Genomic DNA, 16,320 nt, shown 5'->3' on the forward strand with positions numbered 1-16,320 from the left:
AATTTTTGCTCATATATTAAGTGACTCTGAACCTCTAAATGCTTTCACTTGCGAAAAGTTAAGCTACCCAAAAATTAAACTTTAATGAAGAGCCGACAAGTATTTTTATAAAGATTAGTTGAAATTTATTAAAAGTGAGTCAATTGCATTACTAATTTCGTCTGAATTAAATCCACGACCAGATAAATAAGCAAATGCTTTTCTCTTACCTCCTATATCTTTTACGTCATACTTCTTTTTAACTAGTGCATTAATACATGCCGTGTAGAAGTCTATATCTCCTTTATTTGTCAGAATTTCGGATCTTTGATCAATTTCGGTAATATCCACACCTTTGGATCTTAAGTGAAATTTGATCCAACGAAGCCCCTTTCCCCGCTTGCAATGCTTGACTAACTCTATGTCTAAATCGGTTTTCTCTGCCTTTACTTGGCGATCGGTCTTTAGAGTGTGGTTGTCTGGATGTTGGTCAATAGCTGCTTTAACTTGTGTGTAGGTAAATCCACGTTTCTTTAATATTCTGGTAAGCTTTTCTTTTGTCACTTTAAATTCTGAATAATAGCTGTTTACATAAGCGTTAATTATAGCTTGTTCATCAATACTCTTATTAGTGACAATCTCGTTTAGTGCCTCGTCTATATTTCTGTCAGAAATGAGCTTTTTACTTAATACCTCTCTGATTTTGATTGATCCATAATCAGAGAAAAATGATCGTTCAATATATTCTAAGCAAAATTCATAGTCTGATTTAATTATAAATTGGTCGAGTAACTTGTTAATTGTGTTATCTATCCACTGTGAGTTATCCGTTTTCTTTTCTAACTTCTGACGCAACTCTGGTATGGTTAAGAAGTAGCCTTTATTCTCCAAGTGCCAAATTGCAGAGTTCCAGACGGAAGATTCATTTTTTGCCTGTCGTATGGTGCATCTCTGTTGAGTCATATAGACCTCCTGTTTCAATTTCTACTTTTATACTTCACAACCATAAGCCGACAAGTTTTTAGAAGTTACATGGTCACGACACTTCATCCGTTAATGATCAAAATTGATCAAAGTGACACTGTAATTGTTTCAAATAAATAGGAGTTGAATACAATCCCTATACTGTATAGACTTACAGCGATAGTTAGTTTCAAAAATACTCCTTTTTGAAACTAAATAGACCCAAAGTTGAAATGGTAACCTTTTGTTAAGTTGTTGTTTTAATTGATTTTATACAAATGAAATATGTTTGGTTTCTGGAGGACGCAAAATGGCTACTTCAAACAAAAATATGGGTATGAATCCTTTTGTAAACCGCAAAGTCCAGCGTGTTGATAGAATAACTAAAGATTCGACCAATCAGCAGATCAAAAAGCGTAATGCAAAATCGGAAGCTCCAAGCTTCACAAACTACAGAAAGCTGCTCGACACTGTTTATCTACAGAATCCTATCTTATCTCTTTTGTTTGAAATGCAGTCTTTAACTGGTTTGCGCTTTAGTGACGCCTCCACGCTGATCAGATCAGATTTTTATGACGAAGACACAAATCGGTTCAAACCATACTTTGATTTCACGCCTCTGAAGACCTATAGCCTGGCTTACTCGAAAATTGCAAATAGTGAGAAAGGAAAAACGAAAACGCATGATGAAATCGATTCTTTGGCCAGAACCGAAGCGATGTTAACGATTTTTACTAATGATCGAATTCGCGAGGTGATCGATGAAGTTGAGAGTCTGAATGGTCATATTTCGTCCGAGTTCTTGTTTGCATCTGAGCATCGGTTTAGCGCCGGCAACCCACCGTCGATTCAGTACGCAAATCGACTATTGAAAAAACTACACAAAAGCCATCCTAACTTGGGGTTCGATGAGACAGGCACGCACAGTTTCCGTAAGTACTTTGCTACTTCGATGGTAGAGCTTAACGATGCAAATATTGTTCAAGTGCAAGCCTTACTTGGTCACAAGAGTGTTGAGACAACTGTGAAATACGTAAGCAAAAAGAAAGAAGACCTGCAGAAACTGATCAAAGAAATGAAAACCGAAGCCGCGTAAGGTCTCTTGCCGCATAAAGAGTGTTTGGTGCTTCATTAACTGTCTATGGAGTAACGACAAATCGTATAGGTATTTGATAATTTGGGATTAATCTTAATCTTGACCTCGATTACGTTATAGTGATACCACTCTAAAGCATCATCAGAGTCACCATCGAAGAGGTCAGGTATTCAAGAATTTTCTCTTCATAATATACACCCACTTCATTTTCGAGGTCTGAGTCATCAACAACAATGATACAAGTATCAAAGTCGTATTTAGAGATACCGTTATGCCATGTGCAACACAGTAGTTTTCTAGCTTTTCTCTTATATCTGTCGAATCAGACATTACTTGCACCTTTGTAGCTATTGTTTACCTCAATATAAATAGCCAGTTGATCCACCGCTTCTGGCAAACGATCCCTGAATAAAGGTTTCGCTTATTAGTGTGAACAAACCAAAGGAGAACAAGGCATGAATAACTCAATTCCTTATCAAAATGGCTATTTGGTTCACTCAATCAATCTGGACAAAACACATAACCCCTACCCTAAGCATATTGAGAGCTTACAATGGGCACGCAAAGATTGGTTAAATGGCTGGCTTGCAGGCGAGCAAGAAACTAAACAAGCAAATGACATTTCACATCGCATAACGGGTTTAATGAGTTAGCTCTAATGCGTCGACGCCCGGTAACTGTTGTCGGGCGTTCAAAGCATGACATAATGATTCCAAGAGGAAAATTTAGGTAATGCTATGTTAATTTATACAACAGACGACAGTTTTAGCACTTCGGTTAAAAATATCCAAGATGCTGTTAAGCAGTTGATTTACCTGCTTGAAAGGTGTGATCTCAAAACTCAATTACAGACCGCTACTGTACCACCTCTCTATGATGAACATGGCTCTCCGGTTATGAAAGTTGATCTCTCACCCGTGACAGTTCCTAGCAATGATAAAGCTGAAGTTTTGAAAGCCATCGAGACTAATCTTCTTCCATTGGAACGCATTAATAGCTATGAGGGTAATAACCGATTATTTGGCTGGGTTGAGGTCAAAGCAACTGAAGAGGTTGAAAAGTTGCTATTTGATCAGTTTGAGCTAATTAGAACCTTAAAAAATCATTACCGAAAACTTATAGACAAACATTTCAAGTCAGAATCAAAGCGTCGTGAGTTTTATCGTAAACACCCAGTCTTGAAGCAGTTCTGGATAAAGACCATTGAACGTCAAATCAACTACAGTGCGTTCGATATTGCCTCTACGACATTCAGTTGGAGCCCTTTTGCGTTTTCATATCACCCATTTGAAACGGTCGATGATGCTGTGAAGTACGTCGAAAAATCGGACTGCTCAGTAGATGTAAGAGAGAACTATATAGAGCTTCTCAAAAAGAATGACACCCCAAACATTCAGTACGTTGTTATAAAGTGCAGCAAAATTCAGCCGGTACAAAGCGTTCGTTGGCGAGACAGCAGCGACGCGATTAAACGCAAGAATTTAAGGGCTCATTCCCCATTGTTCGTCATTAACAAGCAAGTCAAGAAATCTGGATTTGTACCAAAAACAAGTATTGATATTTCCGTTGATAATGATGAACGTAAGCCGAGCAAGGCAGCTGACGGTGATAAAACCAAAACAGAAAAGCACACGATCATTGCGCCTGGGGTAAACATATTTTACCGAAGCGTTCATGGCCATGCAGGTGAACATGAAAAGAGAAAGGATTTCAGAAGATATGTATCAAACTAAGAAAGATTTTTGCGAAGAAAATTTCCGTCGTTTTTTCAATCGTAACTACTGTTTACACATCCAAACTTGCACTAAGAAAAGTGGTGATGTGTTGACGCTCCGGTTTCAGATTGCTCCTATCCTAAATGGCAAAGTCGTTTTCACTGGTACGTCAATATTTCAGTTAAGTTCCAAAGAACTTACGCAATTATGCCGCTTTCTTTTATTAAGAACAGCCACACAGCTGGAATTTCCATTTCACAATGGGAAAACCCTGAAATTAGAAGCCAACCCTGAAACTGGTCTGAATGTGCAGATTATCGAGAAAGGGAAAGTAGCCTCATTCATGGTGCCTAATGATGAACTTTTTTCGGTAACTGGTATCGCGTTAAGTACGTTAGCGCGCAGAGAAATGTTAGATTCAATAACCACAATGACCATGATTAAGAATGGGCTCTAAAGATACTTAAGGAGCAAGCTTATACTATAAAATCTATTAAATAGAATAGGTTACATTAGAATCAATTCAAAGTTTGCACCCAACATCGCTAAAAGGTTAGACGAGCATAGGGAAGATTTTGAGTTTTTGTCGTCACAAGACTCCTTAGAGAAAACATAGAGCCAAATACTGCATCGGTATCGCTGCGTTATTCAGTTTTCGCTAATAGTAATGAACCCACTACTGATTAGGGCCGTGCCAATGGAATTATCTAAAGTCTCCTGCCTAAAAAGTGCTGTTGAAGCGCTAAATGAAGCTCAACCCATTTTCGATAATCAGCCTTACGACGAATCACTTTGCTCCTTACTAGGACCAGTGATGACCCTTGGTTACCAGATTCAAACCTATGCCCCTGCACTGTTAGAAAAAAAGGAGGTCACTATAATCATGGCTTATAGCGATCCCATTTTATGTCCAAATTTTGGGCATTTTTTTGAACTACTGAATACGATTTTAGCCACCAATATTACATTCAAAATAGTCATACAGTCAGATATAGATTTAGAGGTGATAAATTTTGACGTCGCCTTGAATCCAGACCTATTTACTAACAAAAAACAGACTAGCGTTAGTTTGACCGATATTTGCCTTAGTGATGCGGTCGACGCTTACCAACCCGATCTTCTGGTACTTATGCATCCTGATAATGAATACTACCTTTGTGAACGATTTGTCGAAGATGAATCTATGAAGAAGTGTTTGCTTAATGGCGTTCCTGTCGTTGGTGCATCGTTTGGGGGAGACCAATATAAAATCGACCAGCTCGGCTTTAAGGGAGTAGGAGTGGACTTGACACCCATGCCTAACCCCTTTGCTTCAAATAATGAAGTGGAATTAAGCCGCGGTGATATGAAAGACATTTTAGATAGCGGTTTATTGGTATGGGCTGGCACTCTTTGGTCACTATCCCTTAATGATGAGGGGGTAAATAACGAACTGGTTGAGTTATTCGACATTGGATCATCAGGAAATCTGAGCGTGAACACCTACATGTTTCAGTTCGGGAAATGTTCTTCAATCAATGTGCTTCTGAATCAGAGATATATTAACTCAAGAGGCGATGATTGCTTACGTATCTTTGGTCCGATTACCCTGAACCTCACTTCCTACGAGCTTTTCAATGAGCTAAACGACAAGATATTAGTGGAAGATGTACAAATCGATCTTGAGTACAACATTCAAACCGCAATTGATTTGCCTTATAACAACTATCTGATTCGTGCTCAGGTTATTCGCGATCATCACGAAGAATATTGGTATTCAGAACCTTGGTTCGAGGAGTACGGGAAAGATCCTCAAGTCGATATAGATGGAGCGCTTGGTGATTTATTTGAAATGAATGTAGAGGATTTCATCTTAAAGGTTAGTGACCACCAGCCAAAAGTGGTAAGCAATGACGAGCAACGAATCATTGAGGCAATTAAGAATAATGATCTTGAACCTCTTGAGCTAATGTGTAAAACGGCACTACAGTCATTTACTGACGAGTGCCACCGAAACCTAGCTCATATTGCGGCGCTGACAAACAACTGTCATTTAGCACAAATAGCTCGCATCAATGAAGTCGATTTCAATGCATTTGATGATGACGGTTACACTGTCTGGCACAGCGTCAGTCAATATGATTCAATTGATGTTTGCCATTTCATACATTCTAATAATCTTTGTCACCACTGTCTCAACACGCCATCAAAACAAGGTGGGTTTACGCCAGCACATTGCGCCGTACTTTCTAACAGTCTGGAAGTCACAACCTTTCTCATCGAACATGCTGCAAATTTCTGCATTAAAGATAACAACGGGCAATCTGCTGGAGAGCTCTACGATATCTTGCATGGTGAATAATGAGTCTCGACATTGTTTTCGCTTGTAATGGTGTTCCTACCACTACAAGCGGAAACTCGTTATGAAAAATCGAAACCAAACTTACCGATATATTTACCAAAATATTCGTTCTTGGCTTTATATCTCTATTCACTCTTGGCTTATATGAAAGCTTCGAGTCTTTCTTTAATGAACAGGCCAGAGCAAGCTATCTGCTCGAACTTGTTAACAACGAAAAAAAAATCCACTCACTACCTAAATTTTCAAAGGTCACTGGCTCTGCTCCTCTTGTTAGAAATAATTTTCGTTTTGCCGTGATTAGAGGGGTGATTATTGAAACGGAAATCGAAAAGTTTGGCTTACCATTTCTACTTGACTACATAGAGCCAGGCACACCTGTATATGTTGACTCTTTTGATTCAGAGAGAGTGTTTTGTCTGGTTGGTAAGCAAACCTTATGTGGGTTTGAAATGCCGCTTGTCCAGCTGTAGTACCGATTTGGTGACTTAAACATACAGGTTTTACTATGAATGACATTCAGTTTTTAATCGACACATTTTGGCGACCTATCCCTGAAAACTGCCCTACTTTTGAACAGCTAACAGCGTCTCAAAATGAGAGTTGGTGCTTAGTTGACTTGGTTTTTTACACAGGACCAGGTATTGCTTTTAGCCTGTCCTTAGTGGTCTATCTATTTTTTTTGATTTGGGTTTTACAGAGGTATAAATGGGCAACATCTATACTTTGGGTTTTACTAGCGATCTTCATTGCGTCAGGTTATGCAGGATTAAACGAAAAAGCATATATTGATGGCTTAATCAGTTCTTCATAGACCAGCTAAGTCTCAAGCGGGTCTCTAAATTTGGCGAAGAGACTCTGGCACTGGACTGTGGGCTTTAGCGTGGGGCCTCAAACCACGCTCATTCCTAAAAGCTAATTCAGAATCAGAAGCGATAGAGTCGTTTCTTGCATCGACTAAGCGATGTAAATCCCACCTTGCGCTGTTTTGATATCCAGATTGGGGGAATAGACCAGATTTACTGTCTCAGATAAATATCACTGAAGACTTCTCCAGTCTAATTAAGTACGTATCATGGGATGAAAATGGAGCCGTAATGGATAAAGGTTTCGACTATCACACGGAAGTTGCACTGCTTCACTTAGCTGAAATAAGGTCATAGCGTAAGGGCTACTTGGCTTGTTCTTAAGCACTTTGGTGCGTTATCTATATTTTCTTGGCTTATAGATACATAGGATATGGGTACTACGCACCTTAATTTAATTGAGGTTAGTATGATTTCTTTTAATTAGTAGAGTCTATGCTGAGACAGCAAGTTAACAAAATCAGGAGTGTCGAAAAATGATGATTACGCACGGAACAATAGTGAAAATGGTGCAATCTTGACTGTTTTTAACGACTTTTCAAACAATTAAAATGGCGTTATTCAATTTTCAAGTGGCGGTGGTACAGTTCAAGTATTAGGTAAATATGATGGTAAGCCTGGACCAACCACGGTTTGTCGATAGAGGAAGAGTACTCGGTTTGGCAAAACTTAGACGGTATTAGTTTAGATGAGTTAAGAGCCGACTCAATTTTTCGATTTGCAGACACCAATTCCATATGAGTTAGCTCCGCTTGGTGCACAAAGTGACAGAAGATCAATAAATTTTCCCAGTGTCTTGAAATGAGTTTTAAAGTAAATATCCATAGATGCGTAGAAAAACGGCTCAGTGTAGCTGTTATCAATTGTATAGTTTGGCATGTTTTTTTTGCCGGAGAAAAATTGCTCAACGACAACCTCACACGTACTGATGCTGATTTCTGAGTCATGGTTTTGACGTCGAGTCAACATTGCATATGCAGTGTTGATAAGTGATGAATCTGCAATCCTATTAGGAAATGGCTTAAAATTTGGCGTTTTGATAGATTTGATGTCCTTGTTTTTTGACCGAATTTGATTCAGCAAATCAAGATCACTAGGTTTGATTGTTAAGGGTTCTACAATCCATTCATCCCTTTTTGTGGGATAAGTTGGTTTATATATTGGTCTTTGATATTTGGGCCTAGCACTGCTCCTTGCTTGAGCTGTGCTTATTATTTCAAGAAGCATGGGGTTGCCCTGTGAACCCACGTCTATATTCACAGTACAAAATATGAGTAATCCTATGGTCATAACAAGCAACCTATTTAAACAGTTCATAGATCACCAAAATTTTCTTTGTACATCAATTATAGCCTACACTTTAAGTCTTAGCTGATTTCGAGAGCTTGAGCTTTGCGGTGCATGCTTCCGCTTTGCTATAAATTTGATCAAACAGAAAAGGTGATATAGACGAGCTGAGGGCCTATCGCTACAATACTGTATATGTAAACAGTATGCGAGCAACATATGAAAGCTGTATTGAATGTTAGCGCCGGCATTTCAGCGTTTGAAAATCCTACGTTAGTGCACCGTAGAAATTTAATTAATCTTGACAAAGTATTTGTCCATTCTCCGTCATCAATGAGATTGATTGAGAGTCCGGTCAGCTATCGAAAACAGGGCATTCAAAAAGGTGATTGGCTTCTAGTGGATGAAGCTCTGCAGCCACTGCTTAACGATGTAGTCTTAGTACAAAAATACGATGAACAGTACATTATCCGCTTCAGTGAATTAAAACGGCATTACGTGCAAGGAGATAGCAATGATTTAATGGTGGTAGGTGTTATAACCGTATCTGTACACCATTATCGCTGCCCGAAATCGCTGCCCTGTCATACTTCAATGAATGAGCTGTCTTTACATCAATTGCTAGTTGACCGAGAAATAGCCACTATCTTTTGCCGTGCCCGTGGTGAATCGATGCTTCCCTACATCCATGATTCCGACATTATGGTGCTTGAGCGTCACCTGAAACCATGCAGCGGTGATATTGCAGTTCTGGCTCTAAATCACGACCTCGTTTGCAAGCGAATAGATATTGAACGCGGTCTGCTTTATTCAGATAACCCAAAATTTAAAACGCACAAGGTCGATGCCAATTCCGATTATTTAAGGATGCATGGCGTCGTTCGATACTCATTGCGTTTACATCGAGAGATCACTTCGTGTTAGCTATTCTAGATGGTTCTCGGTTTTACGCGTCCTCTTCGACGATATACAAACCGCATTTAGCTCATTCGCCTGTTCTTGTGACAGCAGGACAAGGGATAAGCATAGCCAACTCTCGGCGTGCATCAGAGCTTAGTATCGAGAAATTCACGCCAATCTGGGAGTCCATTGATCGATTAAAACTACACCGCGGCGCAGTGTTCAAAGCTAACTTCAATACTTACAGCTTTTTGAGCGACCGGTTCATGTCAGTGATTGAAGAAGAAACGTTCCCTTGCCCTAACCTACGATATTCAGTGGATGAGATTTTTGTAAATTGCGAACGCTTCGTATCGATGGGTGTACCTTTGGATCCGTTCATGCATGAACTACGTCGGAAAGTATATCGTGAGACAGGCGTGGCCACTGGCGTTGGGGTAGCCTCAACTCTGGTCTTAACAAAGGCGGCAAGCTGGGCCGCGAAAAACCTTGATGGTTATAACGGCCAATGCGTGCTCTCAAGTCAAGCTCAAATAGACAAAACATTAAAAGCGATGCCGGTCGGTAAAGTGTGGGGGATCGGCTCACGCTTTAATAAGCATCTAACCATGGAGGGACTGACGACTGCCTATCAACTCAAGATGTGTGATGCTAAGAAATATCAACGCAAATATGGAATAAACATAGCTAACCTGATACATGAGTTGAATGGAATTAGCGTTTACGACATATCACAAGCTAGAGAGAAGAAGAAGCAAATATGGTCAACTTCCAGTTATCGTGACCGTTTGAGAAGCCAAGACGTGTTGTTTAGTGAGATAGCGCATCATACGGCTGAGGTGTTCCGTAAAGTTAGAAGTCAAAAGAGTGAGGCCCTGGTACTTTCCGCCTTTGTTGCCACCAGCCGCCATGAGAGCTGCAAGCCTTTCTACGCAAATATAGAAATCCCACTAGAGTGTGGGCTTAGTGATACCTCTGCTGCACTAAAACTGATTCGTGAGCAGTACTCAAAGTTGGTACCAGTATCTCTCGTCGACCAACCTATTTATAAGGTTGGCGTAGGTACACCGGCTTTGGTCGACATAGAGAACAAACAATTTAGCCTCTTTGATGAACGTGACAACAAGCCGGAGTTGAACGCTGCGATGGATAGCTTAAGGCTACGATTTGGGGCTAGTGCCATCAAATTTGCCTCTGAGAAAGTTCTGTATAAAGAGAAGCAAGGAAGCATCAACTTTGAAAGATTGGAAAATTATTTCACAGATATACAAGATCTGATTGAGGTACAGTGTGTCTAAACCATCGGTGTGGTATAGCTAAAGTTCATATTCGAACTTTTTTCCAACGTCATAATCGAGGTCGCTAATGTGATAGTCATTAAACTGTTCTGTGTATTCTTTGTTTTTGACTATGTGGTAGGGGTCAAAAGATTTTAGAATAAACAAAAGTTCTTTGCGTCGCTTAGCAGCAGTTTTCAGCAAGTAGAGATAGACCATTCTTGATTCCCAACCATTTAGGATGTAGTCGTTATAGCCTTTATGAGCAAAGAAAAGAGGCTCTAAGTCTTGATTCTTAAGTTTTAAGAAAGTGGTAAGGGCATTTTCTAACTGGTACTCCAACAAAGCAATCAAAGCATGTTCTTGCTTGCTACAGTTGTACCCTAGACTGGTTCGTAGGGTCGTAATACCAAAATATAACGTAACCCAATCGACGTCCTTTTGACGCATCTTCTCAAAGTATCTAGACAGAGTCATGCAAACACCATCTTCAAAGCAGCAATGGTGTAGTGGCATAGTGAATTTGGCCACCTGATTAGAGGTGTTAAGATACACCTCATAGCATGATGGGTGAAACTATGACCAAGCGTACCAGACGTACTTTCAGTGCGGAATTCAAACTCGAAGCAGCTCAACTTGTTCTCGACCAAAACTACACCGTTGTTGAAGCCGCCAAAGCCATGGGGGTGGGTAAATCGACAATGGATAAGTGGGTGAGGCAGCTCAAGCAAGAAAGAAAGGGGGTAACTCCTCAAGCCTCACCAATGACGCCAGAGCAAATTGAGATACGGGAGCTGAAGAAGAAACTTGCTCGCCTTGAAGAGCACAATGAAATATTAAAAAAGGCTACAGCTCTCTTGATGTCGGACTCACTGAACAACTCTCGATAATCGAGAAACTCAGGCAGAGCTTTAGCGTAACCACCCTGTGTCATGTGTTCAGTGTCCACCGCAGCAGTTACAAATACTGGCGTCGTCGCCTTAAGCGTGTTTCTCCAGAGTTGGTGAAGCTAAAAAGTCTGATTAAAGAAGTTCATACGGCAAGCAACGGCTCTGCGGGTGCGAGAAGCATTGCCGATATGGTAACGGCTCAAGGTATAAGACTGACACGTTATCGAGCATCTAAGTTTATGAAATTATTAGGGTTGGTAAGTTGCCAAACACCGAAGCACCGTTATCGAAAGGCATCACAAGAGCACGTAGAGATCCCAAACCATCTGTCTCGACAATTTGCCGTTACCGCTCCCAACCAAGTCTGGGTCGGTGATGTGACGTATGTCTGGACGGGACAGCGCTGGATGTATCTTGCTGTTGTCATCGACCTGTTCGCGAGAAAGCCAATTGGTTGGGCGATGTCAGTATCACCCGATAGCAAGTTGACGGGAAAAGCCCTCTCTATGGCGTTTGAATCACGAGGTAAGCCCAAAGGCGTGATGTTCCACAGCGACCAAGGAAGTCATTACACCAGTCGTTCTTATCGGCAACTGTTGTGGCGCTACCAAATCAAGCAAAGCTTATCTCGGCGAGGAAATTGCTGGGATAATAGTCCTATGGAGCGATTCTTCAGAAGCCTAAAGACAGAATGGATACCAGTGTCGGGTTATCGGAGTTTTAGCGAAGCGAGAGAACATATAACTCGATACATCACAGGTTATTACAGCCAACTCAGGCCACATCAATATAATGGTGGCCTAACACCCAATGAGTCTGAACGACTGTATTGGGAAAACTCTAAAACCGTGGCCAATTTTAGTTGACCACTACATGGGAACTCATTGCATGTTTAGTGAGGAGGCGCTCAATTAAATGCAATGTGTTGTCGTCACCTCTTATTTTTACACCGCCGCCTCTTCGTGTGGGTATGAACTCTAAATACATACAATCCCTATAATGATTAAGATGAATATAATTATATTAGGCGAATTTAAGGTCATTATTTAGACCAACCGCCGAAATAAGGGAATTGGTAGTATTGTAAGTCAGGGTTGTCTTTGCGTAGCGTTGAAAGCATCTTAGGCAACGGTCGCTTACCTTTCCCAATGATTGAATTGACGATCTTAATTTTCCAATCAAACGGTTCGATATGAGGGTACTTTTCTAGGTCAATTTGAATATTAGCTAATAGCCCGCCAGGTAGGATATCCCAGCAAATAACCAGCAATTTGATTGCCGTATGAAGCTCTAGTGCTAACGGGTTCCAGTCTACTTTCGGCCGTGGATTCGAGTCAGGCTTTGACAACATATCTTCATCAACAGCCGACTCATTAGTTTTTGGCTCTGTCATCTTGTCAGAAGCCGCTCGCGTTTCAGGTGGTGTCGGCAAACAATAAAGTTTGATCAGAAATATCGGATATTGAGATACTTTTGGGGTGGCATAGTCATAAAGTTTGATCATTTTCGGCTTTGCAGATTCTTCAATACCCATTGTGAATGACAATAAAGTCTGATCAATTTCTAGCAAGTTTTTGGACATAAATCAGTTAGAGTAATCAGTCCAAAATCTAGATTAGGCTGATTTATTGGCATTGAGCATTCACATCAGTATGAATATTTATTCAATGATCGCCCACTTTTATAATTTGGTGACTTTCAAGATCTGCGATAATACCCTTGATTACTTTTTAACAACCCTACCAGTGGTATTATCCATCCTGTACAACGAAATCGTCCCATCAAGAATATATTTGATGACCTCTAAGACAGTAGTTAATGGCACATAAAACCATTCTTTGGGGCTGTACGTTTGCCCAGAGTGCCCTTTGAGCGTGATGTTTAACCGTCTGTGCCCTAAGAAACCATGAATAAGCGTTTCGAGTTTATGAGCATCAATGTTGTAGCACTCTGTTGTCATAACCACACGCACTGGCGCTTCTAAGAACGTCTTATCTTTCTCTGCATATTTGATACGCTCATCCACCGTACCATCTGTAAAACCAACCTTATAAAGGTTCGACTTATATTCAGCTAAAGCACTATCCGTACTCTTTGTTGCTAATACATAGACAAGCCCAGCTGGAGTGGGAGTATCATCAGGAGTCAGAGGTAACCCCTCGCGCAAAACTTTAGAACCCTGTTCATCGCGAACCAAACCATGTGTCAACGACTGAAACAACATGTGCATCTCAGTGCCATTTTCGAAGATTAGATGCAATCGAGCATTATAAGTACTATACCCCTCCAATCTTTCTCCCGCGGAATGAACATACCCCATAACCCCGTTAAGAATAAAAGCATCCCCAACATGGATCTTTAGCTCATGGCGAAATCTCTCTAAAGACGATAAACCAGATTTTAGCTCTTGCTGTACCGTATCGAATATCGATGAATAACGGTAAAAATCTGCGCATGGCTGACGTTTCGCGATTTCGTCTGGTTGCACTTTCTTTTCCGCTGGGACATGACGCATTGTAAATAGATCTGGGGCCTCAAAATCCAAAAGATCGTCATCATCCTCAAAAATATCGTCAAGAGATGTGACTAACTCAGATTTATCAGGTTTAACAGATAGGGGCTGATCAGCAACTTCTTCAGCGAACTCATTTATTGCTGCGGTAGTTTCGCCCTGCAATAAGCCATGTACATCAAATTGGATCAATGCCTTACATTGGTCGGGATTCGATTGAAATGCTTTTAAACGGCGGGCAAGGCGCTTCTCATCAAATATTGAAGCATCAACGCTCGGCAGACGACCGTTTAGCTCGTAAAAATGAGCAACTTCTTCAAACTGACTCGCTAATATATTTCCAGCAGGTGCTTTGACTTTCAGAGGGGTTACATCGAGTAACCCCAAATCATCCTCTTCAGAAAAGATGTCATCCAGATTGATCTTTTCTACCGCCTTAGAAGAACGTAATCGAATCATTTAGTTACCCTTGCTTTGCCATTCGTTGTTGTTTCATTTTTCGAATGTAAGCGAGCACCTCTGCATAACGTATCTCTATCGGGTCTGATGAGTTAAGTGACGGTTCACGTTGAAACTCCGCCTTAAAAGCTTTAATTCGAGGCCAAAGCATGACGGCTTCTTCTTCAGAAACCTTTGCTTGACTAGCTCGTACTGCTTGCTGAATGGTTTTCAAAACCGCAGCATCAACAGATTTAGACAAAATTTCGTAAGCACCATGGAAAGGGTTTACCGAGTCAATCAAGTCAATATCTAAATTCTCAATATTAATGAACTTATCACCCAATTTTATGAACTGATTATTCAGCCCAGAATCTCCGTTCTCATTTGAGCGATTTTCTTTGCTATAAGAAGCGCCACCATCTTCAATTACGGCATCATCTGGAAGATCTTTACCATCAATTAGACCGCCGTGCTGCCCAATATACAGGCTTTGTAATACTCCTGTTCTGACTTGTTCTACCTCATGCTCTTCAAGATCTGGATATAAAGTCTGAATGACTGATGGAAGCTCAATTTCATTAATAACTTCAGCAGGGATCGTTTCCGTTATCGCCCCCTTGGCCACAGATTCTTTAGCAAGCAAAGCTGTTAGGATCTCACCTTTGTCACCATTAAGGATATCTAACACCTTCTGTGAAACAGGGGTTGTTGTATCATCAACAATAACAGTATTAGCTGGTAAGTTTTTGCCATCCCATTGAGATCGCGGCTTAAACTGAATGCTTGGCGCTAGTATTTGCTCCATCAAAAGCGAAGTAGTAATCGCTTTAAGCATATTATTTACAGACACCTTAACATCGTCATCTTGCGCATCAGGTTGAGCGATAAGGTTTGTAAATTGAGCATGACTTTTTCCTGCACTATCACGAGTAGCACGACCGATAATCTGAACAATTTCAGTCATCGAACTTCGGTAACCGATAGTCAGAACATGTTCACAGTAGGGCCAATCAAAACCTTCTTTCGCCATACCTAGCGCAATAATGACGTCCATCTGCTCTGGTGAGTTAATATCACGCAAATACGCCTGAACCTTAGGTCGCATATCGCTGTCATCAACTAAGTTTGCAACCAACAAGGTTTTCCCTGTTTTCTTGCATTTAACTTGATAAATGCCAGTGTCAGGGTCTTGCATAATGACATCACCAAGCACTTCAAGAATTGAGTCTACCTCAGTGTATTTGTCCTTTGTGGACTCACCAGAATTAACGTTCGGGATATGAACAATCGTCTTCTTCGTCGGGTCTAAAACTGATGGTAGAGCACCAATGTAAGCACCTTGATAGAAATGATAGCCGATACCTAGCGTCTTCAGATGCTTATAGCCGTTTAACTGTTCATAATAGGTGTATGTAACCTTGGTAAAAAGAGCCTCATCTTCTGGGAGCAAGATAGGAACTGTATCACCTCGAAAATACGACCCAGTCATTGCAAGAACATGGGCTGACGACTGTTTCATTAAGTTATCAATTAGGCTACCTAATCGACTGTTTTCATCGGCGGATACATGATGAAACTCATCAATAGCAATAAGGCAATTATCAAAATCGGTAGGGGATAACTTATCGAAAACACTGCGAAGTGTTGAATGAGTACAAACTAATGTTTGATCATCACTTTCCATAAAGCGTTTGAATGCATTACTTTTTCCGCTTTCACTTCCATTAATACACAAATTGTTTTCAGGTTTTACTGCCCAATTGGCAAAGAAACCAAACTGCATTAAGTCAGTATCTTTGAAAGAGCCACCAATAGACATTTCAGGTACAGCAACAATGACCTTACGAATGCCTTGGTTAACAAGCTTGTCTAACCCAAGAAACATTAGTGCACGAGACTTTCCTGAAGCTGGGGGCGCTTTGATTAGCAAGTACTGACTTGCACGCTCAGCGAATGCACGAGCCTGCATTTCGCGCATGCCCATATCATTATGTGCAGCACTTTGGCCTGTCTGGTTGTAGCTAACTTGTAAGATATTATTTTCCATTGTTTAAAC

15 protein-coding genes are annotated in these 16,320 nt (G+C 40.7%); 9 read left to right on the forward strand and 6 right to left on the reverse strand.

Annotation, left to right across the window (positions count from 1 at the left end):
- Positions 1–114: 114 nt before the first annotated feature.
- Complete coding sequence (locus VA249_RS22770) at positions 115–942, reverse strand: regulatory protein RecX (protein WP_176703908.1); 828 nt, start codon at positions 940–942, stop codon at positions 115–117.
- Positions 943–1,252: 310 nt separating this feature from the next.
- Between VA249_RS22770 and VA249_RS22775 the strand changes: the two genes are divergently transcribed.
- From VA249_RS22775 to VA249_RS22800, 6 genes are all read left to right on the forward strand, one after another.
- Positions 1,253–2,038, forward strand: coding sequence for a tyrosine-type recombinase/integrase (locus VA249_RS22775; protein ID WP_176703907.1), 786 nt, complete (start codon positions 1,253–1,255; stop codon positions 2,036–2,038).
- 455 nt (positions 2,039–2,493) lie between these two features.
- Complete coding sequence (locus tag VA249_RS22780; RefSeq protein WP_176703906.1) at positions 2,494–2,691, forward strand: hypothetical protein; 198 nt, start codon at positions 2,494–2,496, stop codon at positions 2,689–2,691.
- Positions 2,692–2,775: 84 nt separating this feature from the next.
- The gene (locus tag VA249_RS22785) at positions 2,776–3,771 is read left to right on the forward strand and encodes a DNA replication terminus site-binding protein (protein ID WP_176703905.1); all 996 of its coding nucleotides are present in this window, start codon (positions 2,776–2,778) and stop codon (positions 3,769–3,771) included.
- A complete protein-coding gene (locus tag VA249_RS22790; RefSeq protein WP_221072326.1) occupies positions 3,758–4,210 on the forward strand; it encodes a hypothetical protein in 453 nt (150 codons plus the stop codon). The genes VA249_RS22785 and VA249_RS22790 overlap by 14 nt, the downstream gene beginning before the upstream one ends.
- Before the next feature lie 240 nt (positions 4,211–4,450).
- On the forward strand, positions 4,451–6,094 hold the full coding sequence (locus VA249_RS22795; protein WP_221072328.1) for an ankyrin repeat domain-containing protein: 1,644 nt from the start codon (positions 4,451–4,453) through the stop codon (positions 6,092–6,094).
- Positions 6,095–6,599: 505 nt separating this feature from the next.
- Entirely contained in the window at positions 6,600–6,905 is a 306-nt protein-coding gene (locus VA249_RS22800; RefSeq protein WP_176703902.1) for a hypothetical protein, read from the forward strand.
- Positions 6,906–7,662: 757 nt separating this feature from the next.
- On the opposite strand, the gene VA249_RS22805 is transcribed toward VA249_RS22800, so the two are convergent.
- A complete protein-coding gene (locus VA249_RS22805) occupies positions 7,663–8,184 on the reverse strand; it encodes a hypothetical protein (protein WP_221072329.1) in 522 nt (173 codons plus the stop codon).
- Between the two features lie 279 nt (positions 8,185–8,463).
- Between VA249_RS22805 and VA249_RS22810 the strand changes: the two genes are divergently transcribed.
- On the forward strand, positions 8,464–9,168 hold the full coding sequence (locus tag VA249_RS22810) for a S24 family peptidase (protein WP_176703900.1): 705 nt from the start codon (positions 8,464–8,466) through the stop codon (positions 9,166–9,168).
- Complete coding sequence (locus VA249_RS22815; RefSeq protein WP_176703899.1) at positions 9,162–10,442, forward strand: Y-family DNA polymerase; 1,281 nt, start codon at positions 9,162–9,164, stop codon at positions 10,440–10,442. The genes VA249_RS22810 and VA249_RS22815 overlap by 7 nt, the downstream gene beginning before the upstream one ends.
- Before the next feature lie 18 nt (positions 10,443–10,460).
- Here VA249_RS22815 and VA249_RS22820 read toward each other — a convergent pair whose 3' ends face one another.
- Entirely contained in the window at positions 10,461–10,898 is a 438-nt protein-coding gene (locus VA249_RS22820) for a hypothetical protein (RefSeq protein WP_221072330.1), read from the reverse strand.
- A gap of 101 nt (positions 10,899–10,999) precedes the next feature.
- Here VA249_RS22820 and VA249_RS22825 point away from each other — a divergent pair.
- Positions 11,000–12,177, forward strand: a protein-coding gene (locus tag VA249_RS22825) for an IS3 family transposase (RefSeq protein WP_176703897.1) whose coding sequence is annotated in 2 segments (ribosomal slippage) — positions 11,000–11,267 and positions 11,267–12,177 — 1,179 coding nt in all. Because the reading frame shifts where the segments join, the coding sequence is not laid out codon by codon here.
- A 176-nt stretch (positions 12,178–12,353) separates the two neighbouring features.
- Here the strand turns inward: VA249_RS22825 and VA249_RS22830 are convergent.
- From VA249_RS22830 to VA249_RS22840, 3 genes are all read right to left on the reverse strand, one after another.
- Positions 12,354–12,893, reverse strand: a complete 540-nt coding sequence (locus VA249_RS22830) for a hypothetical protein (RefSeq protein WP_176703896.1) — start codon at positions 12,891–12,893, stop codon at positions 12,354–12,356.
- Between the two features lie 141 nt (positions 12,894–13,034).
- Positions 13,035–14,282, reverse strand: coding sequence for a GIY-YIG nuclease family protein (locus VA249_RS22835; protein WP_176703895.1), 1,248 nt, complete (start codon positions 14,280–14,282; stop codon positions 13,035–13,037).
- A 4-nt stretch (positions 14,283–14,286) separates the two neighbouring features.
- Positions 14,287–16,311, reverse strand: a complete 2,025-nt coding sequence (locus tag VA249_RS22840) for a DEAD/DEAH box helicase (RefSeq protein ID WP_176703894.1) — start codon at positions 16,309–16,311, stop codon at positions 14,287–14,289.
- Positions 16,312–16,320: the final 9 nt, after the last annotated feature.

The organism is Vibrio alfacsensis (genome assembly GCF_019670485.1).
Lineage (GTDB): Bacteria > Pseudomonadota > Gammaproteobacteria > Enterobacterales > Vibrionaceae > Vibrio > Vibrio alfacsensis.